The 22,900-nt window shown below is 49.2% G+C and carries 23 protein-coding genes; 12 read left to right on the top strand and 11 right to left on the bottom strand.

What is annotated here, in order from left to right:
• Position 1: 1 nt before the first annotated feature.
• Positions 2-859 (bottom strand): hypothetical protein, encoded by an 858-nt coding sequence (locus P2W84_RS07325; RefSeq protein WP_276089469.1) that lies wholly within the window; start codon positions 857-859, stop codon positions 2-4.
• A complete protein-coding gene (locus P2W84_RS07320) occupies positions 837-1,811 on the bottom strand; it encodes a stage II sporulation protein M (RefSeq protein WP_276089468.1) in 975 nt (324 codons plus the stop codon). The genes P2W84_RS07325 and P2W84_RS07320 overlap by 23 nt, the downstream gene beginning before the upstream one ends.
• A gap of 77 nt (positions 1,812-1,888) precedes the next feature.
• On the opposite strand from P2W84_RS07320, the gene P2W84_RS07315 reads away from it, so the two are divergent.
• The gene (locus tag P2W84_RS07315) at positions 1,889-2,617 is read left to right on the top strand and encodes an RDD family protein (protein ID WP_276089467.1); all 729 of its coding nucleotides are present in this window, start codon (positions 1,889-1,891) and stop codon (positions 2,615-2,617) included.
• Positions 2,618-2,629: 12 nt separating this feature from the next.
• Here P2W84_RS07315 and P2W84_RS07310 read toward each other — a convergent pair whose 3' ends face one another.
• The 4 genes from P2W84_RS07310 to P2W84_RS07295 form a co-directional block, all read right to left on the bottom strand.
• Positions 2,630-2,956 carry a DUF2752 domain-containing protein gene (locus P2W84_RS07310; protein ID WP_276089466.1) on the bottom strand — a complete coding sequence of 109 codons (327 nt, stop codon included), beginning with the start codon at positions 2,954-2,956 and terminating at the stop codon, positions 2,630-2,632.
• Positions 2,957-2,968: 12 nt separating this feature from the next.
• Positions 2,969-3,436 carry a DUF5684 domain-containing protein gene (locus P2W84_RS07305; RefSeq protein WP_276089465.1) on the bottom strand — a complete coding sequence of 156 codons (468 nt, stop codon included), beginning with the start codon at positions 3,434-3,436 and terminating at the stop codon, positions 2,969-2,971.
• 69 nt (positions 3,437-3,505) lie between these two features.
• Positions 3,506-4,204, bottom strand: coding sequence for a lipoyl(octanoyl) transferase LipB (gene lipB / locus P2W84_RS07300; RefSeq protein ID WP_276089464.1), 699 nt, complete (start codon positions 4,202-4,204; stop codon positions 3,506-3,508).
• A gap of 8 nt (positions 4,205-4,212) precedes the next feature.
• Complete coding sequence (locus P2W84_RS07295; RefSeq protein WP_346348954.1) at positions 4,213-4,842, bottom strand: 4'-phosphopantetheinyl transferase superfamily protein; 630 nt, start codon at positions 4,840-4,842, stop codon at positions 4,213-4,215.
• A gap of 78 nt (positions 4,843-4,920) precedes the next feature.
• Here P2W84_RS07295 and dcd point away from each other — a divergent pair, with 78 nt between their 5' ends.
• Genes dcd through P2W84_RS07275 form a run of 4 tightly spaced genes read left to right on the top strand, consistent with a single transcriptional unit; the run spans position 4,921 to position 9,827 of the window.
• Entirely contained in the window at positions 4,921-5,457 is a 537-nt protein-coding gene (dcd, locus tag P2W84_RS07290) for a dCTP deaminase (protein ID WP_276089462.1), read from the top strand.
• Between the two features lie 38 nt (positions 5,458-5,495).
• Positions 5,496-8,180: a TonB-dependent receptor plug domain-containing protein gene (locus P2W84_RS07285; RefSeq protein WP_276089461.1), complete on the top strand. Its 2,685-nt coding sequence runs from the start codon at positions 5,496-5,498 to the stop codon at positions 8,178-8,180.
• Positions 8,181-8,187: 7 nt separating this feature from the next.
• On the top strand, positions 8,188-8,949 hold the full coding sequence (locus P2W84_RS07280; protein WP_276089460.1) for an enoyl-CoA hydratase/isomerase family protein: 762 nt from the start codon (positions 8,188-8,190) through the stop codon (positions 8,947-8,949).
• Positions 8,950-8,951: 2 nt separating this feature from the next.
• Positions 8,952-9,827 (top strand): SDR family oxidoreductase, encoded by an 876-nt coding sequence (locus P2W84_RS07275; RefSeq protein WP_276089459.1) that lies wholly within the window; start codon positions 8,952-8,954, stop codon positions 9,825-9,827.
• 10 nt (positions 9,828-9,837) lie between these two features.
• Here P2W84_RS07275 and P2W84_RS07270 read toward each other — a convergent pair whose 3' ends face one another.
• Positions 9,838-10,884 (bottom strand): beta-ketoacyl-ACP synthase III, encoded by a 1,047-nt coding sequence (locus P2W84_RS07270; protein ID WP_276089458.1) that lies wholly within the window; start codon positions 10,882-10,884, stop codon positions 9,838-9,840.
• An 80-nt stretch (positions 10,885-10,964) separates the two neighbouring features.
• On the opposite strand from P2W84_RS07270, the gene P2W84_RS07265 reads away from it, so the two are divergent.
• The 4 genes from P2W84_RS07265 (at position 10,965) to P2W84_RS07250 (ending at position 15,210) form a co-directional block, all read left to right on the top strand.
• Entirely contained in the window at positions 10,965-11,246 is a 282-nt protein-coding gene (locus P2W84_RS07265; protein ID WP_276089457.1) for an ATP-dependent Clp protease adaptor ClpS, read from the top strand.
• Between the two features lie 131 nt (positions 11,247-11,377).
• Positions 11,378-13,855, top strand: coding sequence for a TonB-dependent receptor (locus P2W84_RS07260; protein ID WP_276089456.1), 2,478 nt, complete (start codon positions 11,378-11,380; stop codon positions 13,853-13,855).
• A gap of 18 nt (positions 13,856-13,873) precedes the next feature.
• Positions 13,874-14,428, top strand: coding sequence for an NUDIX hydrolase (locus P2W84_RS07255; protein WP_276089455.1), 555 nt, complete (start codon positions 13,874-13,876; stop codon positions 14,426-14,428).
• Positions 14,429-14,448: 20 nt separating this feature from the next.
• Positions 14,449-15,210, top strand: a complete 762-nt coding sequence (locus tag P2W84_RS07250) for a lysophospholipid acyltransferase family protein (protein WP_276089454.1) — start codon at positions 14,449-14,451, stop codon at positions 15,208-15,210.
• Here P2W84_RS07250 and P2W84_RS07245 read toward each other — a convergent pair.
• Together P2W84_RS07245 and P2W84_RS07240 are read right to left on the bottom strand one after the other, a co-directional pair.
• A complete protein-coding gene (locus P2W84_RS07245; protein WP_276089453.1) occupies positions 15,207-15,956 on the bottom strand; it encodes a LytTR family DNA-binding domain-containing protein in 750 nt (249 codons plus the stop codon). The two genes, P2W84_RS07250 and P2W84_RS07245, sit on opposite strands and share 4 nt — an antisense overlap.
• Complete coding sequence (locus P2W84_RS07240; protein ID WP_276089452.1) at positions 15,953-16,984, bottom strand: sensor histidine kinase; 1,032 nt, start codon at positions 16,982-16,984, stop codon at positions 15,953-15,955. Before P2W84_RS07240 ends, P2W84_RS07245 begins: the two co-directional genes overlap by 4 nt.
• Between P2W84_RS07240 and P2W84_RS07235 the strand changes: the two genes are divergently transcribed.
• The 3 genes from P2W84_RS07235 to P2W84_RS07225 all read left to right on the top strand — a co-directional run bounded on the left by P2W84_RS07235 (position 16,955) and on the right by P2W84_RS07225 (position 20,022).
• Positions 16,955-17,407 carry a hypothetical protein gene (locus tag P2W84_RS07235; RefSeq protein WP_276089451.1) on the top strand — a complete coding sequence of 151 codons (453 nt, stop codon included), beginning with the start codon at positions 16,955-16,957 and terminating at the stop codon, positions 17,405-17,407. The genes P2W84_RS07240 and P2W84_RS07235 overlap by 30 nt on opposite strands.
• Positions 17,408-17,593: 186 nt before the next feature.
• On the top strand, positions 17,594-17,971 hold the full coding sequence (locus tag P2W84_RS07230) for a BlaI/MecI/CopY family transcriptional regulator (RefSeq protein ID WP_276089450.1): 378 nt from the start codon (positions 17,594-17,596) through the stop codon (positions 17,969-17,971).
• Complete coding sequence (locus P2W84_RS07225) at positions 17,968-20,022, top strand: TonB family protein (RefSeq protein ID WP_276089449.1); 2,055 nt, start codon at positions 17,968-17,970, stop codon at positions 20,020-20,022. The genes P2W84_RS07230 and P2W84_RS07225 overlap by 4 nt, the downstream gene beginning before the upstream one ends.
• A gap of 109 nt (positions 20,023-20,131) precedes the next feature.
• On the opposite strand, the gene P2W84_RS07220 is transcribed toward P2W84_RS07225, so the two are convergent.
• Positions 20,132-20,902 carry a succinate dehydrogenase/fumarate reductase iron-sulfur subunit gene (locus tag P2W84_RS07220; protein ID WP_276089448.1) on the bottom strand — a complete coding sequence of 257 codons (771 nt, stop codon included), beginning with the start codon at positions 20,900-20,902 and terminating at the stop codon, positions 20,132-20,134.
• Positions 20,903-20,911: 9 nt separating this feature from the next.
• Positions 20,912-22,891 carry a fumarate reductase/succinate dehydrogenase flavoprotein subunit gene (locus P2W84_RS07215; protein WP_276089447.1) on the bottom strand — a complete coding sequence of 660 codons (1,980 nt, stop codon included), beginning with the start codon at positions 22,889-22,891 and terminating at the stop codon, positions 20,912-20,914.
• Positions 22,892-22,900: the final 9 nt, after the last annotated feature.

Genomic DNA, 22,900 nt, shown 5'->3' with positions numbered 1-22,900 from the left:
GTCAGTAATCTTCCCTGGTTTCGCCCGAAGGGTCGCTTTCGTTGCCGAACTGATTTATACGACCCAGCAGGCCGGTATGCTCTATCCGTTCGGCCAGGTTAAAATAGCATAACGAGACGCCCACAAGAGGCAGGATCATGAAGATCTGGCAAATGCCCTGCAGCACTGCTGAGGTGATGGCGATCCCCAGACCCAAAGCTTTCTGCCCGCCTGCAAATGACCCGATCAGTCCCGCCATGATCAGCGGCACCATTACAAAGCACATCATTGCATAAGTAATGAACCAGATCATGAGCAAAGTACCGGCTGTCGGCCACCATTGCTGTTTGACCAGCTTAAAGCCCCTTCCCAGGGAATAATCCAGGCCTGCGTTTTCAAAGATCATGACAGGAAGCACCAGGCTCACCGCCGGAAAGACATAAATACCCGGGATGATGCAACAGAGAAAACAGATTCCAAGAAATAATCCGATGACCAGGCTACTGCCGAAAACCCTGAAGAAATAATACCGGAAGTATCCCCATACCTCCTCCACTGTCGGCGCAACCCTGCCCTTTTGATTATACAGATCGATGAAGCAGAGGATGGAAACCGTGAGCGCAGTATAGCTCAGCAAGGTAATGGCCATGACGACCAGATAAGTCAGTCCGAACATTGCAGACACTGAATTCTGACCTGCGGCCTCCTGTATCCGGAGCTGATACATCACATTGGATACGATTCCTGCTACTACGAAGATCCCTGAGAAATACAGGAATGTTTTGAACAGGGCTTTAATGTTCTGCCTGATAAACAAAAAACTATCGTTAATGATCTCTCCGAATGAACGGACCTTTTTAAATTCTACCTTGAAATCCATGCTTGTTTAAATTATGAATACGGTGTAGGCGCAGCGGGTAAATCACCACATACCAGATGATAAAAGCGAGTGAGCCTGCCAGTATACCGGCACTAAGCCAGACAGGCATCTCTGTATGACGCGTTACGTATCCCTCAAAAAATGCCGCGGTCAGAAAAACCGGGACAAGGCCGACGATGATCTTCGTGCCTTCAGCAGCTGCCCTGCGAAAAGACTGCAGACGCGTATAGGTCCCCGGAAACAGGATGCCGTTGCCAAGTACCAGCCCTGCACCTCCGGCGATGATGATCGCGGCAATTTCCAGGGTGCCGTGGATCCAGATGACCAGCACCGACTGCATGCCCAGACCTTTGCTGAAAAAATAATATTCAAAAGCACCCAGCATCACTCCATTGTGGAGCAACCCCGAAATGGTCCCCAGGCCGGCAAATAACCCGAGTACGAAAACTACAAACGATACCTGTACGTTATTGGCCGCTATCCTGACGAACATCGAAAAGGAACTTTCCCTTTTGTACACGCCAAACGGGTCCCCCTTGCTGATGTTCTCATTTGTCATATTCACATAGTCGTCACCCATGATCAGGCGGACAAAGGTATCGTCGAATTTCGCGGAAAGTACCCCGATGCAGGCGGCGGCCATAAAGATGATAAAAGCATATCCCAACTGGCGGCGGCGGATATAAAAAAGCAAGGGCAGCTCTGTTTTCCAGAAGTGCAGGAAGCGGTTGGCGCGCTCACGCTTTCTGCGGTAAATCGCCTGGTGCAGCGTGGCGGCAAGGCCATTCAGGTAAACCGTTGTTTTTGATTTCGGATAGAAGGTGCGGGCATAGGAGAGGTCGCTGGTAATGTCCGTAAAACGCTGTGCAAGTTCGTCGGGACTGGCCGCATGCATCTGCTCGTATGAGCGCCATTTTTCAGAATGCTGTTTTACAAACAGTGCCTCTCTCATGTTTAAGACGTTAATTTAATGGTGCTCAAAATAGCAAAAAAAAGAAACAAGTGAGGTGTCAATTTCTATATTTGGATATGGAGACCGTTAAAGTAGATACCAGCCAGAATGTAACGATAGACTATCCTGTTGCCGGTCTCGGCGAGCGCATTGCCGCCAGACTGATTGATGTGAGCCTGCTGGTCGTGACCGGCCTTGTCCTGATGATGCTCCTTAATCTTTCGGGCGCATTGACACCATTCCTGGGAAATGTGGTCATTGCCATTTATGCCTGCATCTGCGTATTCTATTTCCTAGGCTGCGAACTGCTGATGAACGGCCAGTCTCCGGGCAAGCGGCTGATGAAAATAAAGGTAATCAGCCAGAACGGCGACCGCGCGAGTCTTGGCCAGTATTTCATGCGCTGGCTGTTCCGGCTGGTTGACTTCACCCTTACCGGGCAGATCGCAGGCCTGATCGCCGTAGCGGTTTCCGGGAAAAAGCAGCGGATCGGAGATATCGCTGCCGGTACCCTGGTGATCACCACTAAACCACGCACAGGCCTGTCAAACCTTGCTTTTAATGCTAAACTCGCTGAAGACTACGTCCCCGTTTTCAATCAGGTTACCGAAATGACAGACCTGGAGGCAGAACTGATATTTGAAGTACTGGATGCATTTCATAAGACCTATAACCAGGAGCTGGTCACTGCGATGTCCGCCAAGGTAAGAGACAAACTCGGTATCGTAATGCCTGTGGGAATGAATGACTACACCTTCCTGAAAACCGTGCTCAAAGACTACACCCACCTGACATCCCTATCATGATCCGGGCGGCATTCAGTTCAGCATTGCGGCAACCTTAAAAAGGTAACTGGTTGTGATGACGGCTGCATTGACGATAAACAGTATATTGATCACCGCCGGCCGTATGACCTTTCCCCGCAGTTTGACGAAGAGGAAAAACACGAACGTAAGGATCAGCGGGATGGCCGGGGGATAAAGGGTCAGGCTCGAATTGACATCTCCCCGCATCAGGGCGATGACCGATCGCTGGAAACCACATCCGGGGCAATCCAGCCCAGTCAGGTATTTGAAAGGGCAAGGCAATAAAAAAATGTCTGCTTTCTCCCGGTCATGGGAAAAAACAGACATGATGCATATCATCAGACCGGCCATTTAAGCATTCGGCGTGGTCGGTGGCTTATTGAAGGGATCGTCCACATTGAACTGGCCACCCTGATCAAAGGGATTTTGCCTAAACCTTGCCTCCGCAGCGGACGGCCCGAGATACCTTGCGTCGCCGAAACCGAGCAGCGGAAAAAATACGAAGGGAAGGATAAGCATACCAATGGTATATCCTTCACTCTTGCCGAAGCTCTTGCTCAGTAAATTAAGTGCCCAGATGCCAAAGACAATGTTCACACATGGGATCAGGAACCAAAGTATCCAAATGGTTGGCTTTCCGATGATCTCGATCAGTACGATTGCGTTGTAAATCGGAATAATCGCTGCCCAGCCAGGTTTCCCTGCCTTCACAAACATTTTCCATAATCCGGCGTAAGTAATCACCGTAATCAGCAACCAAATGAAAATAGAGCCGGCACCTATGCCCGCTGCAGCAGCGTAATCAGAATTGTAATCCATAGTTTTAGAGTTTTCCTGTAAAATAAATATTTATTAGAAAACTTCAAAATGTGATCCGAAATCCGCCCGTTAGATAAGCTTCATACCAAACTGTGCGGCTATGTGCTTCTTTAGCCGTTCCCGGGTCTCTTCCATATCGACCGGGCGACCCAGTTCAGCCGCTATCGAGGTGACGGCCTTGTCATCTATCCCACAGGGCACGATATGGCTGAAATAGCTCAGGTCTGCATTTACATTAAGTGCAAAGCCGTGCATCGTGACCCAACGGCTGCACCTGACGCCCATCGCGCAGATCTTGCGCGCGTTTTCCTTATCGGCGTCCAGCCATACCCCTGTATAACCGGGATAACGACTTGAGGCGATGCCGTAATCGGCCAGTGTCAGGATCACCGCCTCTTCCAGCGTCCTTAAGTAAAGATGGATATCAGTAAAGAAATTTTCCAGGTCGAGGATCGGATAACCGACGATCTGTCCAGGTCCGTGATAGGTAATGTCCCCGCCCCTGTTGATCTTGTAGTAGGCCGCCTGCTTATCCTTCAGGCCCTGCTCGTCGAGCAAAAGGTTTTCGGGATGACCGCTCTTGCCGAGCGTATATACATGCGGGTGCTCACAAAAGATCAGATGGTTGGGGGTTTCCGATGCCAGGCCCTCCAGGCGGTTGCGGGTTTTGACCGCCACAACCTCATTCAAAAGTGCCTCCTGCTGTTCCCAGGCCATCTCGTAGTCAATCAGTCCCCAGTCTGTATATATTACTTTTTTATTCTGCATTTTCTCTGTCAGCCTACAGTATATCCGAGCATGTAATCTGCCCCTACCTTAAAATATTCGACGGTTAACTGACGGGGCCCGTCCGGCAGGTCAACCGCAACCTCCAGATTGCCGCTGGTTTTGAGCCGGAATGGCCGGATGTGGATATCCCGTTTAAACTCGAGCCCCTTTCTGCCGTTCCATTTGTAAATTGCTTCCTTGGCACACCAGCAGACATATAAACCTTCAATATTATCGCCGATCTGTTTTTGGGCCAGCTCCGAATCAGAAAGAAACTTATTCCGTATACCCCTGATCTTATGCTTAATCAGTTCAATATCGACTCCTACCGCCTTCGTCTTTCCGATCATCACTGCAGCATAGTCATAAGAATGGCTAAGCGAGATATGGTATCCCAGACCCGGGAGATAAGGCTTACCATGTTCATCGACCCTGCAATCGATGTATTCTGAGGTATGCAGCATAGACCGGAGCAGAACCCTGGTGCTTAACCAGTGCAGCAGGCGCTTGCCGCTGTTCAGGGTAGAAATGAGGTCATGCTCATGTTGCCTTAACTGAAGTGCAGCGCGCAACTGCGCTTCGGTTTCCTCAATTTTCCATACGCCCAGCACGGTATCCTCATCAATCTGTTTGTTCAAAATTACGGGCATCTCTATTTAGAAAAACAATGCAAAAGTATCTTAAATTAATCATAATTTCGTCCAAATGCTTGCAAAATGATACTTTCTGACAAACGGATATTAGAAGAGATAGAAAAGGGGAACATTATTATCGAACCCTTTAATCCTGAATGCCTTGGCACCAATTCTTATGATGTCCACCTGGGGAAGTACCTGGCTACTTACAAAGACCGGGTCCTGGATGCAAAGGCACACAATCAGATCGAGCATTTTGAAATACCCAGAGAAGGTTATGTGCTGCAGCCAGGCACGCTGTATCTTGGTGTTACACTGGAATATACCGAAACCCACCAGCATATTCCCTTCCTGGAAGGCAAATCAAGTACGGGACGGCTTGGCATCGACATCCATGCCACCGCAGGCAAGGGTGATGTGGGGTTCTGTAATACCTGGACACTGGAAATTTCCTGTGCGCAACCCGTAAGAATATATGCAGGGATGCCCATCGGACAACTGATCTATTTTAAGATCGAGGGAGAAATAGAAACCCTTTACAATGTTAAAGGGAATGCCAAGTACAACAATAAAACGACCAGACCAGTAGAAAGCATGATGTGGAAGAATAAGTTTTAGTTAGTATATTAAGCACGTTTTTCCAGCGTTGCTTTCCTATGAAACTGAAGTTTGCCTTCCGTACCGCATTTTTCCTGCTGGTCATTGCAGCAGGCTTTGCTTATAAGACGGACGAAGATCCTTTTGCAGCCCTGTTAAAGAAGCTGGAGGCCTACAATGAAAAATATCCCCAGGAAAAAGTCCACCTCCATCTTGATAAACCCTATTACGCCATCGGCGACAACATCTGGTTTAAGGCCTACGTCATTAACGCACAAAGTTCCAGGTTATCCGACATCAGCAATGTGCTGTATGTAGAGCTGATCAACGAGAAGGACTCTGTAAAAAAACAACTCCGTTTACCGCTCGTGTCGGGGATCAGCTGGGGAGATTTCAAACTGCCCGACTCACTTTCAGAAGGCAACTACCGTATCCGTGCCTATACCCAATGGATGCGTAATGCTGGCACCGATTTTTTCTTCGACAAGACGATAAAGATCGGCAACTCCTGGGCCAATGACGTATTCACCAGATCCCGCTATACATTCCAGAAAGATAACACAGCGGAAAAGGTCAAAGCGCTGATCAGATATACCAACAGGGAAGGGATTCCTTATGCCGGACAAGAAGTCAGTTACGATGTGCAGCTGAACTTCAGGAGCGTTGCAAAGGGAAAAACAACGACAGATAAGGATGGCAACGCAGAAATCAGCTTTCTGAATACTTTGCCTTCGCTTTACCGGTCCGGCAGGATCGTCACGACGCTGGATATACTAAACGGAAGGAAAGTGACCAAGCAAATACCGGTAACCGCCACCTCTGATGCTGTAGATGTGCAGTTTTTCCCTGAAGGCGGCAGCCTGGTAGAAAACCTGCCTTCGAAATTGGGCGTCAAATCGGTAAATGCCGCTGGTCTTGGCGAAGATATTACAGGTATCATCACCGATGATTCCGGGCAGGAAATCAGCAAGTACAATACTACTCACCTCGGAATGGGCAATTTTATACTGAACCCTCAGCCGGGGAAAATGTACAGGGCCACGGTAAGCTTTAAGGACGGATCTGAAAAAAGCTTTGATCTGCCTAAGGCATTTAGCCAGGGTTACGTCCTGAACATTAGCCAGACCGAAGATAAGATTGTGATCAAGATCATGCTAAGCCAGGGCCTCACAGGAACAGGAGAACTCAAGCTGGTTGCGCAGAACAACGGCAATGTTTATTTCGTGTCCAGGGCCAGCGCGCAGAAACAACTGATCCTGACTTCCATCCCGAAAAAAGACCTGCCCGCAGGGATTGTCCAGTTTACCTTGTTTTCCGCAGACAATATTCCCGTAAGCGAAAGACTTGTCTTCTTAAAAAGTAAATCGGGCCTGCTGGACCTTAAAGTAAGCGCTGGTCAGCAACAATATCATAAAAGGGAAAAGGTGGAACTGGACATCAGTGCTGCCCTGGAAAATCAGCCTGCCGAGGGTTCTTTTTCTGTGGCAGTGACGGCAAACGCCGCGGTTACGCCCGATGAAAACAATGAAAGCAATATTCTGACCAGTCTCCTGCTGACTTCGGACATTGCCGGTTATGTAGAAAAGCCCAACTACTATTTTCTGAAAGATGATCAGCAGACCAGCAGTGATCTCGACAACCTGATGCTGACGCAGGGCTGGAGAAGGTTCCTGTGGAAGAACATCATTGCAGGAGCTGCACCGGTGATCCGGTTCCAGCCTGAAAAGACGCTTAAGATCAGCGGTACGGTAACCACTTATGGCGGCAAGCCCTCACCCAACAGCAAAGTCATGCTCTTTTCTTCCTCGGGAGGCATTTTCGCGATGGACACCGTTACCAATGCCGGGGGAAGGTTTAGCTTTGACAACCTGGTCTTCAATGACAGCACCCGTTTCATTGTCCAGGCCAGAAACGCAAGAGATAAAAAAAATGTGGATATCAAGCTCGACCTGGTTGCGGGTCAGATCGTCACCAAAAGCAAGAATACAGGCGATATAGAAGTAAACGTTAACGGTGCCCTGTCTGCCTATCTGAAGCAGAGCATTGATTATTTTGATCAGATGCGAAAAAGCGGCATGTTGGAAAAAAGTATTACCCTGAAGGAAGTGAATATCACCGAGAAGAAGAATCCGGCCAAAAATTCTTCCAACCTGAATGGGGCCGGCAATGCCGATGCAGTGATCACAACCGAACAATTACAGAACTGCACGACACTTTCCCAATGCCTGCAAGGCAGGGTTGCGGGTCTTATGATCAGAAATGGCATGGCCTACCTGCTCAGGAACGGCAATTCGCCCATGCAGATTGTCATTGACGGTATGCCTACCGAGCCCGACTTCCTCGACAATATCAATCCATTTGACGTAGAAACAATAGAAATCCTGAAATCTGTCAACTATACAGCGATCTATGGGATGCGTGGCGGCGGTGGCGTACTTGTCATTACCACTAAAAGGGGCAGTGGCAGCTCAGGGCTTCCATCCATTACACCTGGTATCGTCACCTATTCTCCGAAAGGCTTCTATACGCCCAGGGAATTCTATTCCCCTAAATATGAAGTTGCCAGCGATACGCCCGACCTGCGGAGCACCATTTACTGGAACCCGCATGTGGCAACCGGCAAGGGAAGTGGAAAGGTAAGCTTTTACAATTCAGACCTTACCGGCACTTACCGGGTAGTAGTCGAAGGCATAGATGCGAGCGGCAACCTGGGCAGGTCTGTATATACTTATCAAGTAAACTAAACAACGCATGAACACCATCAAAGTTACTGTAAAAGATCAGCTGGCCATCATCACCATGGACAGAGGCCGGTCCAACGCCCTGAACAGGGAGATGATCACCGAACTGAAAGATATGCTGGGCAACATTTCAGCAGATCCAAATATCGCAGCGGTAATCCTAACCGGAAAAGAAGGCTTTTTCTCCGCCGGACTGGACCTGATCGAACTGTACAATTACAGTGAACAGGAGGCTGAAGACTTCTGGAAGCTGTTCCTTGACTTTGTGGCTTCCCTGGTCGCCTTCAGAAAACCGCTTATCGCAGCCATTAACGGACACAGCCCGGCAGGCGGCTGCGTGATCGCGCTTGCCTGTGACCACCGGGTTATGGCTGAAGGCAATTACATTATTGGCCTGAACGAGGTGCCAGTAGGCATCATCGTCCCTAACAGTATCTTTAAGCTTTGTTCATTCTGGCTCGGACAGGCCCAAGCTTCCCGTGCCTTGCTGGAAGGAAAGTTGTTCAACCCTGCCGAGGCACTACATGCGGGTCTGGTCGACGAACTGGCCAATCCAGGGGGGATTCTCACGGCTGCAGAGCGGAAAGCCAGAAGATACATGGCTATGGAAAGGAATACCTGGACTCAAAGCAAGCTCAATATCCGGAAAGAACTGATCGCAGCGGCAGGCTCCGATCAGACAGAAGAACTTGCTGCCATGCTCCGGCAATGGTGGTCACCCGCTACCCGGGCGATCTTAAAGAACCTGATCGATAACCTTCAAAAGAAATAGCCATGTACAATCAGCCAATGCTTCGCGAAGACGCGCTTAAAGACAAGACCATTGTAGTTACCGGCGGAGGTACGGGACTTGGCCGGGCCATGGGATTGTATTTTCTTCAACTTGGCGCTAACCTTGTCATTACCAGCAGAAAAGCAGAAGTACTGGAGCAGTCGGCAAAGGAAATGGAAGCGGCTACCGGTGGTAAGGTGCTTCCGGTGCCCTGCGACGTCAGGAATTATGAAGAAGTCGATCATATGCTGTCCGAAACGCTCAAGAACTTTGGCCGCGCAGATGTATTGCTGAACAACGCTGCCGGAAATTTCATATCTCCTACGGAAAGGCTATCTGCCAATGCATTTTCCAGCATTATCGACATCGTTCTGAAGGGATCGGCAAACTGCGCGCTGGCTTTCGGAAAGCACTGGATCAAGGAAAAGCAAGCCGCCAGTATCCTGAACATCGTTACGACTTATGCCTTTACCGGCTCTGCCTACGTCGTGCCTTCCGCATGTGCCAAAGGCGGCGTCCTGGCCATGACCCGGTCACTGGCAGCCGAATGGGGGAAATATGGGATCCGCAGCAATGCGATCGCGCCGGGACCTTTTCCGACCAAAGGTGCCTGGGAAAGGCTATTGCCCGGTGACCTGGCTGAAAAATTCGATTTTAAGAACCGTGTTCCCCTGAAACGGGTAGGTGACCACCAGGAACTGGCCAACCTGGCGGCCTTCCTGGTCAGCGATTTTGCAGGCTACATCAACGGTGAGGTCATTACTATAGATGGCGGAGAATGGCTGCAGGGAGCCGGCCAGTTCAACGGCCTGGAAGCCGTTCCGGATGAAATGTGGGATATGCTTGAACAAATGACCCGCTCGGCGAAGGGGAGTTAGAGAGACGAAGTTACCATCTGATCAGTGCACTCCCCCAGGCAAAGCCGGAGCCGAATGCAGCCAGACAGACCAGATCACCTGGCTTTATCCTCCCCGCTTCCCAGGCCTCGCACAAAGCAATGGGCACCGACGCAGCAGTAGTGTTACCATAACGCTGAATGTTATTGAACACCTGCCTGTCTTCCAGGCCCAGCGTCTGCTGTACATACTGGCTGATCCGCAGGTTTGCCTGGTGGGGAACCAGCAGGTCAATATCACCTGCAGAAAGACCATTTGCCTCCAGGGCCTCCCTGATCACCTCGGGGAATTTTACGACTGCCTTTTTGAATACCGCCGGCCCGTCCATGAAAGGCAGAGCCGCGCCGCCGCTCAGCTGTTCCGCTGTGAGGAACAACCCGCCCAGTTCCTGCTCCGGATATCCGGGTTTGTCCTTCAGCCATTTATTGGCATGCGCCCCCGGGTAATACATCGCCAGCAGTTCAGCTTCGGCACCATCGCTGTGCAGGTGCGTACTCAGTATGCCCTGCCCTTCCTCCTGTGCCGGTTGTAAGACTACAGCACCCGCACCGTCTCCGAAGATCACCGATACATTACGGCTCCTGGTATTAAAATCCATAGCAAAGGAATGCTTCTCGCTACCCACAACCAGGATGTTTTTATACATCCCTGTTTTAATGAACTGATCGGCGACAGACAAGGCATAAACAAACCCCGAGCACTGGTTGCGGATATCCAGGGCCCCTATTTCCTTCATTTTCATTTCCCGTTGCACCAGCACACCACATCCCGGAAAGTAGTAGTCAGGGCTCAGGGTGGCAAACACAATAAAATCTATCTCTTCAGGAGTCGTTTCTGCACGCTCCATCGCAACCTTCGCCGCGGCTATTCCCATCGTGGTCGTCGTCTCTTCCAGCCGGTCGGCAAAACGGCGCTCCCTGATTCCCGTTCGCTCTTGTATCCATTCATCGCTCGTCTCCATGAACCGCGCCAGATCACTATTGGTATAGATATTCTCAGGTACGTAATAACCTATTCCGGCAATTCTTGAACGCTGCATAACATTTGGCTTTACTGCAAATTTTAAGCAAAAAAAATCTTAGCTGCAACAATATTTTGAATTAAGCGTATTTTTGCAGAATGTCAACCGAAACAAAGGAAGAAACATTTACACTCGAAGAAATCCTTACCTCCCTGAAGACCATCCACCGGCTGATCCTGTGGAATGATGATGTGAATACGTTTGACCATGTGATCCATTGCATGATGAAATACCTCGACTATTCCGAACATCAGGCAGAAAAGATCGCCTGGGAGGTACACAACAAAGGTAAATGTGCCGTTTTAGAGGGCTCTTTTACCGAAATGGAGGTTTACCGGAAGATCCTTCAGCAGGAAGGGCTTACTGTTTCCGTTGATTAGTCTGCAAGGACCTGCCGGTTAACAATAATTTTACTTTCACAACTGCTTTTTGGTGTAATAAAATAGTTACTGCCTCCTTTTTTAAACTTAGGCCCCTTTTCTTTGTCTCCCTTATACACAAGGGACCTGAGATGAAGAATTACCAAAGACTATTTTTACTGATTATTACCGTATTTTACTTATTCCCCCTGGAAGGCGGCGCCCAGACTACCAGTGCCAGAATAACGGCAAAAGTGATGGATGCGCAAAGCGGCGAGACCATTCCGTTTGCTACGGCTGTGGTCCTGAACAGGAAAACAAAAGCCGTAGTCAAAGGAGCACAAACAGATGCTGACGGCAACCTGAACATAGCCGCACTGGCAAAGGGAGTATATACCTTTAAACTAAGCTATATCGGTTATCAGACCATGGTCCGCGATTCCCTGCAGGTATCTGACCAGCCGGTCAACCTCGGCACCATCAGAATGAAGCCTTCAAAAGGCACGGTACTTAATGAGGTGCAGGTTACTGCTCAGAAAAGTACGATGCAACTGGGTATCGACAAAAAAGTGTTTTCCGTTGACCAGAGTCTGGTAAGCGAAGGAGGCTCCGCTTCGGACTTACTCCAGAATGTTCCTTCGATCCAGACCGATATCGACGGAAATGTCAGCCTCAGGGGTTCGACAGGTGTCAGGGTACTGATCGACGGCAAGCCCTCTCTTATCGCAGGGGGCAGCGTTGCCCAGATCCTCCAGTCAATTCCTGCCAGCTCCATTGAGAGTGTTGAAGTGATCACCAACCCTTCAGCCAAATATGATGCGGAGGGCCAGTCGGGCATCATCAATATCGTCCTCAAGAAGAATAAGAAACTGGGACTGAACGGATCGGCAGCACTGACTGCCGGTAACCGCGATAACTATAACGCCAATACCAGTCTAAGCTTCCAGAACAGCAAGGTTAATCTTTACGGCAACTACAGTTATCGTTACGGTAACAGAACAGGGGGCGGCTACAGCAACATCTTTTATAAACAGCCGCTTTCCTCAACTGTCTATGCCAATCAGCTTACGACTGGCGATATGCTGGAAAAAGGCCATAACGTAAAAGCCGGCATAGACTATAACCTTTCCGAAAAAAGCATACTCAGCTTCTCCGGCGGATTCAATATCCGTGACAACGACCGTACAGAACTGCTGAAGATAGACCAGCTTGACGCGGCAAAGAATCCGGTAAACCTCAGCAACAGGAACAATACCAATCTGGGCTCAGGCGGAAGTTATGATCTTAGTCTCGATTTTAACCAGAAATTTAAAAAGCCCAAGGAGGAACTTACCTTTAATTTCAGCTTCTCTGAAGGCGACAACGATAATCTTCAGTTATATAACACCGAATTTTATGAGAGCGACGGAACAGGCAATACCTTGCCCAACATTCAGCGAAATGACGGATATGGCTTTAACCGGAACTACAACATACAAACAGACTACACTTTACCTGTAGGAAAAGCAGGTAAGGTCGAAGCCGGTTACCGGAGCCAGATCAGAACATCAGAAAGCAGCAACCTCTCCGAGTTACAGGACGCACTCACCGGAGTATACGTACCGAACTTTGCATTGACCAATCAGTTCAACAACAAAGACCAGGTACATGCGCTGTACCTCAATTATCAGAACCAGGTGAACAACTTCGGTTACCAGATAGGTCTTAGGGCAGAAGACGCCAGGCTGGATACCCGCCTCGGTGTATATGACAATTCCGGTGCGATCAGCCATGTCCCGGGAAAAGTCGCCTATACCAGGCTTTATCCAAGTGTCTTCCTTACACAGAAATTCAAAGGCGACCAGCAGGTGCAGCTTAGCTACAGCCGTCGTGTCAACAGGCCCAGGGGCTGGGATACCAATCCCTTCCTTGATGTATCAGACCCACTGAACTACCGCAGGGGCAATCCAAACCTCAGGCCAGAGGACGTGCACGCATTTGAGCTCAGTTACAGTAAGTTCTGGCAAAAGGTGACACTGATTTCAAGTGCCTACCTGAGGCAGACCGATGACGTGATCCAGCGGGTGCGCACCGAACCCGACGAAAACGGCATTACCATCACAACGCCGCAAAACCTTACGCGTAATTATTCGAGCGGCCTGGAACTGATCGGTCGTGTAGATGTCGCCAAAGCCTGGAATTTCACCGGGAACATCAACCTCTATCAGAACAAGATCGTTGGTGTGCCTGAATTCGGCATCGTCGAAAACTCGGGGTTCAGCTGGAACGCCAACCTGACCAACAACTTTACGCTGCCCTACGGAATTACCTTGCAGTTAAGGGGCGATTACCGGGCACCGGAAGTAATGGCTCAGGGCAAAAGAAACGCGATGTACGGAGTTGACGCAGGCGCAAAGTATGACTTCAAAGACAAGAAGTCTTCGCTGAGCCTGAATGTGCGCGATGTGTTCAATACGCGGGCCTGGAGTATGACTACAGACGCCAACAACACCGTTATCGATTTCCGTCGCAGGATGCAGGGCACCATGGCCAGCCTTACTTATTCCTACAGGTTTGGAAAAACCAGCTTTGGCAGCAAAAAGAAAAAAACGGACCAGCAGGAAATGCGATCTGATGAAGAGCCTTTCTAATTTTTGTATATTGGTACCATGGAAGAGACAAACCCCTGGATTACCATAGAAAGCCATAAGATCTACGAAAATAAATGGATCGGCCTCACTGAGCACCAGGTGATCAACCCTTCTGGTGGCAAGGGTATCTATGGCGAGGTGCATTTCAAGAACTACGCCATAGGCATATTACCGGTTGATGAAGACCTCAATACCTGGCTCGTGGGACAGTACAGGTTTCCGCTCAAAGCCTATAGCTGGGAAATCCCGGAGGGTGGCGGCCCGCTGGAATCAGATCCGCTCGAAAGTGCAAAAAGGGAACTGCTGGAAGAGACCGGAATGACGGCAAGCGAATGGACAGAGCTGCAGCGCATGCATCTTTCCAACTCTGTGAGCAACGAACTTGCCATCATTTATATTGCCAGGGGCCTGACAATGGGTGAGGCAGAGCCGGAGGAAACCGAGCAGCTCACCGTCAGGAAGCTACCGCTTAAGGATGCCTGTCAGATGGTGCTGAACGGGGAGATTACCGACAGCATGAGTGTGGCCGCCCTGCTCAGGGCACAGCTGCTCCTCAAAGATGGCCATTTGTAGAATTTCAGTATCATTGCAACATGAATAAATTCCTAGGTTATCTCTTAAGCCCGGTCTTTTACCTGTGTTTCTTTCTGATACTGGTTATTTTCCAGCCCATTCAGTGGTTTTGCTACAAGGTACTTGGCTACGCCGCCCACAAGCGTTCTGTAGATATCCTTAATTTTTTCCTTACTTACAGTACCCTGACACTGGGGGCCAGTACACGCTTTATCAACAGGCAGGCGCTGCCTAAAGACAGGCCTATCATTTTTATGGCCAACCACCAGAGCATGTATGACATACCGGCACTCATCTGGTTCCTCAGAAAATACCATGTTAAATTCATTTCCAAAATAGAACTGACCAAAGGCATTCCCTCCATTTCGTTCAACCTGAAGTATGGGGGCGGGGCCAACATCGACCGCAAAGACAGCAAACAGGCCATTTCAGAGATCATCAAGCTCGGGCGGAGGATGAAGGAGCATACCTGGTCAGCAATGATCTTCCCGGAAGGCACCAGATCAAAGGACGGCCAGATGAAACCTTTCCAGGTTGGTGGTATCGCCACCCTGCTCAAGGTAACACCTCATGCACTAATTGTTCCGGTGGCTATTGAAAATTCCTGGAAACTGGTACAGTTCGGCAGCTTTCCGCTTAGTTTTGGCGAACGTCTGAAATGGACCGTCCTCCCACCGATAGAACCGGCAGGCAGGACACCGGATGAAGTCAGCAATGAAGCTGAAAATGCCATAAGGTCTCATCTGGGCCAGCTCCCTGCACCGATCCGCGAGCGCATTTAAATGTTCTTGTTATCGATGTGCCTGAAGAATTCATCCCGGTAGGTATCACCGATAGGGATCACTTTGCCGCAGATAGAGATCCGGCTCCTTTCAATGCTTTCGATCTTATCCAGGGAAATAATGTAAGACTTGTGTACCCGGATAAACTGGCCCTGCGGAAGGGTTTCTTCCATTTTCTTCATATTCTGAAGCGTGATGATACGTTCAGTCCTGGTATAGATAGAAATGTAGTCCTTTAATCCTTCAATATAGAGGATATGATCCAGTTCGATCTTCTGGATCTTATGTTCCGTTTTGACAAAGATAAAATCCTGGACCGGGACCGCAGCAGCAGAAAAAGGTGCAGAAGTCAATATCGGCTGCGGGGGCTGGACCACCTCCACAGGCTTTACCTGGTTGTGGACCTTTTCCACCGCCTTGTAGAAACGGTCGAAGGCAATCGGCTTCAGCAGGTAATCTGAGACATTCAGATCATAGCTTTCCAGCGCATATTGCGAATAGGCAGTCGTCAGGATATATCTGGCCTTGGAATTGGCGATCTTCAGAAACTGGATGCCTGTAAGTTCGGGCATCTGGATGTCCAGAAACACCAGGTCCACTCCACCGGCCTGTACCATTTGCAGCGCCTCTATCGCATTCTCCGTTCTCTTAACCAGTTCGAGAAAGGGCACTTTGGATACATAATCCTCTATAATATCCAGTGCCAGCGGCTCATCATCAACAGCTATACATTTTAACTTCGTCATATATCCAGCATTAATTCGCTTGTGTAGTGTGTAGCCGAATTTACAATATTTAATTTATACCTGTCAGGATAAAGCAACTGCAGGCGCCTTTCCACATTACTCAGACCCACTCCCCCCATTTCATCCTTGTTGTAATTGTTCTTTTTGTTGGTAATGCTGAAATGGAGAATCTTCTGGTTCGCGATAATATTGATCCGTATCGGGTCCTTCGGGTCATTGGCAACCCCATGCTTGAATGCGTTCTCCACAAAGGAAATCAGGATCAGCGGAACGATGCGCTGGTGGTCGATCTCCCCGTTCATGGTAAATTCCACAAAGGCCCCGTCTTTAAAACGCAGTTTCTGCAGCTCGATGAAATTCTGTACATATTCAATCTCCTTGCTCAGGGAAACCCAGCTATCGTTACTCTCATAGATCATATAACGCATCATCTCCGACAGCTTCAGGATCGCATCGGGTGTTTTCTCTGATTTCTGATAAGCCAGCGAATAAATGTTATTGAGTGAGTTGAACAGGAAATGCGGGTTCAGCTGCGACTTCAGGAACTGCAGTTCCATTTCTTTCCGTTCCCTTTCCAGGTTACGCTGTACCCGTTCATTGCCCGCCCAGTCGATCGCAAACTTGAGCAATGCACTGATGACTACAAAAAAACCAGATATGAATAGTGCTTCCGCCGCATACCGCGCCAGTGAACTGTATGCTACCGCACCCTTTTTACCGGAATAGGTCAGCAACTGCTCCGGGTTCAGGCTCGCAATAGCTGTCTTGATGACACACATACCCAGTATCAGCAGCGTGATCGACACCATATACAAGCCGTAACGCTTCTGCTCCTTTACCAGCATCGGGATCAGCAAGGTATAGTTGATATAAAATATCGAAACATTACATACCCCCGAATAGCCATAGATGATCCCGATATCTCTAGCGCTGTAGGTCCTCCTGTTCAGGACAACATCCAGAAACAGCAGGGAACAGATCAGTGACCAGAAAATAACATGTACAACCAGTGGTCTTTTATTATCCATACCTCAAATATCCTTATCAAAATAGACAATCCGGCATTTCCCGGCATTTTCATTCGACGAACAGGCATTTTTTTTCTACCAACACCGGCAAAGCCTGCTCCAGACCTCAAAACCGGCATTCGGGGCGTTCATCTAGGAGAATATCCGCTTGGTCTAAAACATTTTAGCGGGGCGAATTTTATGATTCTCTTTGTTTCATCAAAACACAACAAGAAAATTAAACATAGCCATCAGGCCAAAAAATACAAGATCATGAAAAAGTTAACCAACATCTCTCCTTTCCTTTTGCTGCTTGTTCCGGTATTCATTGCCACCCTGCTCACTTTGGCAGTCGGCAACAGCCAGGCAAACGAGGAAATGGCGATGAAAAGTGCCCCCGTAAAATCCGGCACATTGACTATCAGCACTTTGTTTTCAAAGTAAATTCCAAAGCACTCATACAAATTAGTTTTAGTTAATAGTTAGACAAGGCAGGAGGATTCCTGCCTTTTTTTTAAATAAATTTTGAAAACTAAAATATTAGTTATACGTTTATACTAAAGACTTAGTTATCAACCCGGCAATGCGCAGTGCGGGGACTGGCTAATCAAGCACTAAAACTGATCAGAAATGGAAATTAAAGACCTCACAAAAGCGGAAGAGCAGATCATGCAGATCCTATGGCAGATAAAGAAGGGTTTTGTAAAAGACGTTATTGACCATTTACCAGAACCCAAACCGGCCTACAATACTGTCTCTACCATCATCCGTATACTGGAAACGAAAGGGTTCATCGGCCATGAAACATTTGGCAAAGCCCATAACTATTATCCACTCATCAGCAGGGAAGATTATAAGCGTCATGCGACGGACAAATTACTCGGCAATTACTTTGAGAACTCGGTGGAAAGTATGTTCTCCTTCTTCGTCAAAGAAGAAAAACTCGACCTGGATGATGTCGATGAGATCCTGAAAATGATTAACAAACTCAAAAAGAAAGAAAAATGAACTGGGCACATTACCTCCTGCAAGTCAACCTATACCTGGTGGTATTCTATGGCTTCTATAAACTCCTGCTCGACAGGGAAACTTATTTCAAACTGAACCGGCTGTACCTGCTCTCTGCAGGCATCCTGTCGCTGGCCATTCCATTCTTACGATTCGAGTGGTTCACGACTCAGCCCGTAGCACAAAAGGTCTACGTCGGGGTGGACCAGCTCAATGGCATCATGAGCCAAATCATCGTCAGCCCGGAAAAACAGGAAAGCATCAGCCTGACCGATACGCTTGTCGTTGTTTACCTGGCAGGCGTACTGGTCGCCATGCTGATATTTGTGGCAAAATTCTGCCGGGCACTGCTGTTGCTGCGTTCACCTGAAAAAAATGCAGCCTTCTCGTTCTTCGGCAAAAAAGTCGTCGATCAGCACATGGACGGTGTGGAAACGGTCAACGAACATGAGCATATCCATATGCGCCAACTGCACTCGGCCGACATCATTTTATTTGAGCTGATCGGTATCTTACTCTGGTTTAACCCCGTAATCTACGCCATCAAACGTACGATCAGGAATATCCACGAATATCTTGCCGACGAGGCCGCCGCCCATTTTCAGGGTAATAAAGACCAGTATGCCCTGCTGCTGATGAGCAAGGCGATGGGTGTAGTACCAAGTACGCTGACCAACAACTTCGCGGCCAGATCCATGCTCAAAAAAAGGATTGCTATGCTTTATAAGGAGCGTTCTGCAAAAACCGCAGTCCTGAAATACGGCTTCTTCGTACCCCTATTCGGCCTCGCACTCATCCTTTCTTCCGCCACCGTCAGGAAGAATGAAAACCTGAGAAGCCTCGCAGAAGAAATCCCGCTGGATGCTCCGGTAAGCACGGTCAGAGAAGTGGTGGCCGCGACTGCCCGAACTGCCGGGCTCAGCCGGGTTACGGGAAACCCCAGGATCATTACTTCCGGCGAGAACAGCATTAACCCGGACTGGGAAAAATTCTACAACCACATCAGGACAACCATCAAATACCCCGAGGCCGCGAGACGCGCAGGGATCACCGGCATCGCTCAGATCAAGTTCGGTCTGAAAAACGGGGAAACCCGGGACCTGAGTATAGCAGGCGCCTCCCTGGGTGGCGGCTGCGATGTTGAGGTAATGAAGTCCATCCTGTTTTATCCTGACCTGAAGGATATTCCCGATGGTCAGTACGTGCTCCGCGTTGCCTTCACTTTAACTGACGAGGATGCTGCTGCTGTATCTGCGAAGGCCAGGGCCCTGAAGAATCTCCCCGGCTATACCCTGTTAAACACGATCAATGTGAGAGGCTTCAAACCATCAGGTACTGCAAGCCAGCCGGTGGAAAGCTCACCGGAGGCACAAACCGAAAAGGTATACGACTTTGTCAGCCTGGAGACGCAACCTACCTTTCCCGGTGGGATGGCAGCGTTCTACAAATATATCGGGGACAACATTAAATATCCCCAGCAAGCCCGGGACAATAAGATTGAAGGTAAGGTATTTTTATCCTTTGTCGTGGAGAGAGACGGCAGCCTGACCGATATCAAGGTAGAAAGGAAACTAGGCTACGGAACTGATGAGGAGGCGGTCAGGGTGATCAGCAAAAGCCCCAGATGGATTCCTGGCGTCCAGGGCGGAAAAAAGGTTAGGGTAAAATACAACCTGCCGATCGCCTTCAACCTGTCTCCATCGAAAAAGCCGCCCCTTGCTAATGTGGAATCAATACTGGGAGGAAAGGTTGCTGGTATCAGGGTTAACAGCGAGAAGTCGACGGACACGAACAAAACCGTACAAATCCGTGTCAGCACACAGCCGCTTTATATCGTTGATGGTGTAAAACTCGACAACAAAACCGGACCTGACGGCCTATTACTTTCTCCGCTCTCAACCATCAAACAGGAAGATATTGAAGCGATCCACGTGCTTAAGGATGACGATGCGATAAAGACTTATGGGAATGCGGGAAAGTATGGTGTCATCATCATCACCACAAAATCAGGAAATAAAAAAGGCCCGGCTAACCAGAAAAAAGACGAATAAAAAATTGAGAACGCCCTCAATCCGATAATTAACGCCTCAATGCAAGAAGGCCCCGGATGGTTATCCGGGGCCTTCTTACGTATACCCTTGTCTCGTGGATATAAAAGTATTAAATATCTTCTTCAGAAACAAATTTTGCAGAATAAAAGTCTCGGTTCATTCTTGCGATGTTTTCTAGCGAAATACCTTTAGGACATTCTGCTTCGCAGGCACCCGTGTTGGTACAGTTACCAAATCCTTCGGCATCCATCTGCGCCACCATACTTTGTACCCTTTTGTAACGCTCAGGTTGCCCCTGTGGTAAAAGCGCCAGCTGCGAGATCTTGGCCGAAACAAACAGCATTGCAGAAGCATTCTTACAGGTAGCTACGCAGGCACCACAACCGATACAGGCCGCTGCCTCGAAAGCAGCATCCGCCTGACGCTTAGGAATAGGCAGGTTGTTCGCATCCTGGGCATTACCGGTGTTCACGGATATGAAACCGCCTGCTGCAATGATCCTGTCAAACGCAGAACGGTCTACCGTAAGGTCTTTGATGACGGGGAAAGCCTGCGCCCTCCAGGGTTCCACCACGATCGTATCACCGTCTTTAAACGAACGCATGTGAAGCTGACAGGTTGTGATCAGGTCCTTCGGACCGTGCGGACGTCCGTTAATGAACATCGAGCACATTCCGCAGATCCCTTCACGGCAGTCATGATCAAAAACGATCGGCTCCTCACCTTTATTGATCAGTTGCTCGTTCAGCACATCGAACATTTCTAAAAAGGACATATCAGGCGAAATATCAGACACCTTATAATCAACCAAAGCACCTTTGCTTTTGCTATTCTTCTGACGCCAAACCCTCAGCGTCAAGTTCATATTTCCTGTACTCATGATACTGTACTATTTATAACTCCTTTGTGCTACTTTAATATTTTCAAACTTCAGCTCCTCCTTGTGCAGCTCAAAGTTCACTCCTTCTTTAAACTCCCAGGCCGCCACGTATGCATAATTCACGTCGTCACGCAAGGCTTCTCCTTCTTCGGTCTGATACTCCTCCCGGAAGTGTCCGCCGCAACTTTCGTTTCGGTTCAGCGCATCGATACACATCAGCTCACCCAGCTCAATAAAGTCGGCAACGCGACCCGCCTTTTCCAGTTCTGTATTCAGCTCATCGGTGCTTCCCGGTACCCTGACATCCTTCCAGAATTCCTCACGAAGCTGCCTGATCTCCTGGATCGCCTCCTTAAGCCCTTGTTCGTTCCTCGCCATACCGCATTTTTCCCACATGATATGTCCCAGTCGCTTGTGGAAATGGTCAACCGATTTCGTACCCTTAATGCCGATCAGCGTATCCAGAATGCCCCTAGCCTTTGCCTCAGCCTCCACGAATGCAGGGTGGTCGGTAGGGATCGCCTTTACGGAGATCTCCTTAGACAAGTATTGTCCAATGGTATATGGCAATACGAAATAACCGTCGGCCAGCCCCTGCATCAGCGCGGAAGCGCCCAGGCGGTTGGCGCCGTGGTCGGAGAAATTTGCCTCCCCGGCACAATACAGACCAGGTACAGTAGTCATCAGGTTATAGTCTACCCAAAGACCGCCCATCGTATAGTGCACCGCAGGATAGATACGCATCGGTGTCTCATAAGGATTCTCGCCGGTGATCTGTGCATACATGTCAAACAGGTTACCGTATTTTTCCCTGATCACCTCGGTACCCAGGCGCATACAGGTTTCCTTATCCGGGTGGTGATTACCCGCCTTAGCTGCCTCAATCCTTCCGTAACGCTCTGTATTTGCCTTAAAGTCCAGGTATACCGCCAGTTTAGAAGCGCCTACTCCATAGCCTGCATCGCAACGTTCCTTGGCCGCCCTGGAAGCCACGTCACGCGGCACCAGGTTGCCGAAAGCAGGATAACGGCGTTCCAGGTAATAATCACGCTCGTCTTCGGGAATGTCCTGAGGTTTGCGCGGATCGTCTTTCTTTTTAGGCACCCAGATACGTCCGTCGTTACGCAGCGATTCTGACATCAGCGTCAGCTTGCTCTGGTGGTCTCCCGATACCGGGATACAAGTCGGGTGGATCTGTGTATAGCAGGGGTTCGCAAAATAAGCGCCCTGTTTGTGTGCCTTCCAGGCCGCAGTCACGTTACTGCCCATCGCATTGGTCGACAGGAAGAACACGTTTCCGTAACCGCCGGTAGCCAGCACAACTGCATGTCCGAAATGACGTTCCAGCTCCCCGGTGATCAGGTTACGGGCAATGATGCCCCTGGCCTTGCCATCGATCTTCACCACTTCCAGCATCTCGTGACGGGTATACATATCTACCTTGCCCATACCGATCTGGCGTTCCAGTGCTGAATAAGCCCCGAGCAATAACTGCTGCCCAGTCTGGCCCGCAGCATAAAAGGTACGCTGCACCTGCGTACCACCAAAGGAACGGTTGTCCAGCAGGCCGCCGTATTCACGTGCCAGCGGCACGCCCTGGGCCACGCACTGGTCAATGATATTCGCGCTCACCTCAGCCAGGCGGTGTACGTTGGCCTCACGTGCGCGGTAGTCGCCGCCCTTAATCGTATCATAAAATAAACGGTAAACGCTGTCACCGTCATTCTGGTAGTTTTTTGCTGCATTGATACCACCCTGTGCGGCGATAGAGTGCGCCCTTCTCGGCGAATCCTGGAAACAGAAACACTTTACCTTATAACCCATCTCCGCCAGCGTAGCGGCAGCGGAAGCACCGGCAAGACCGGAACCTACAATGATCACTTCGATGCTTCTTTTGTTGGCCGGGTTTACCAATGGTACAGAAGAACGGAACTTAGTCCACTTTTGGGTCAATTCGCCTTCCGGAATATTTGAATTCAATTCTGACATAATTCTTTT

The sequence above is a fragment of the Pedobacter sp. JY14-1 genome (genome assembly GCF_029269825.1).
Classification (GTDB): domain Bacteria; phylum Bacteroidota; class Bacteroidia; order Sphingobacteriales; family Sphingobacteriaceae; genus Pedobacter.
Note: the sequence above shows the minus strand (reverse complement) of the source record. Positions and strands in the feature narration are given on the sequence as shown.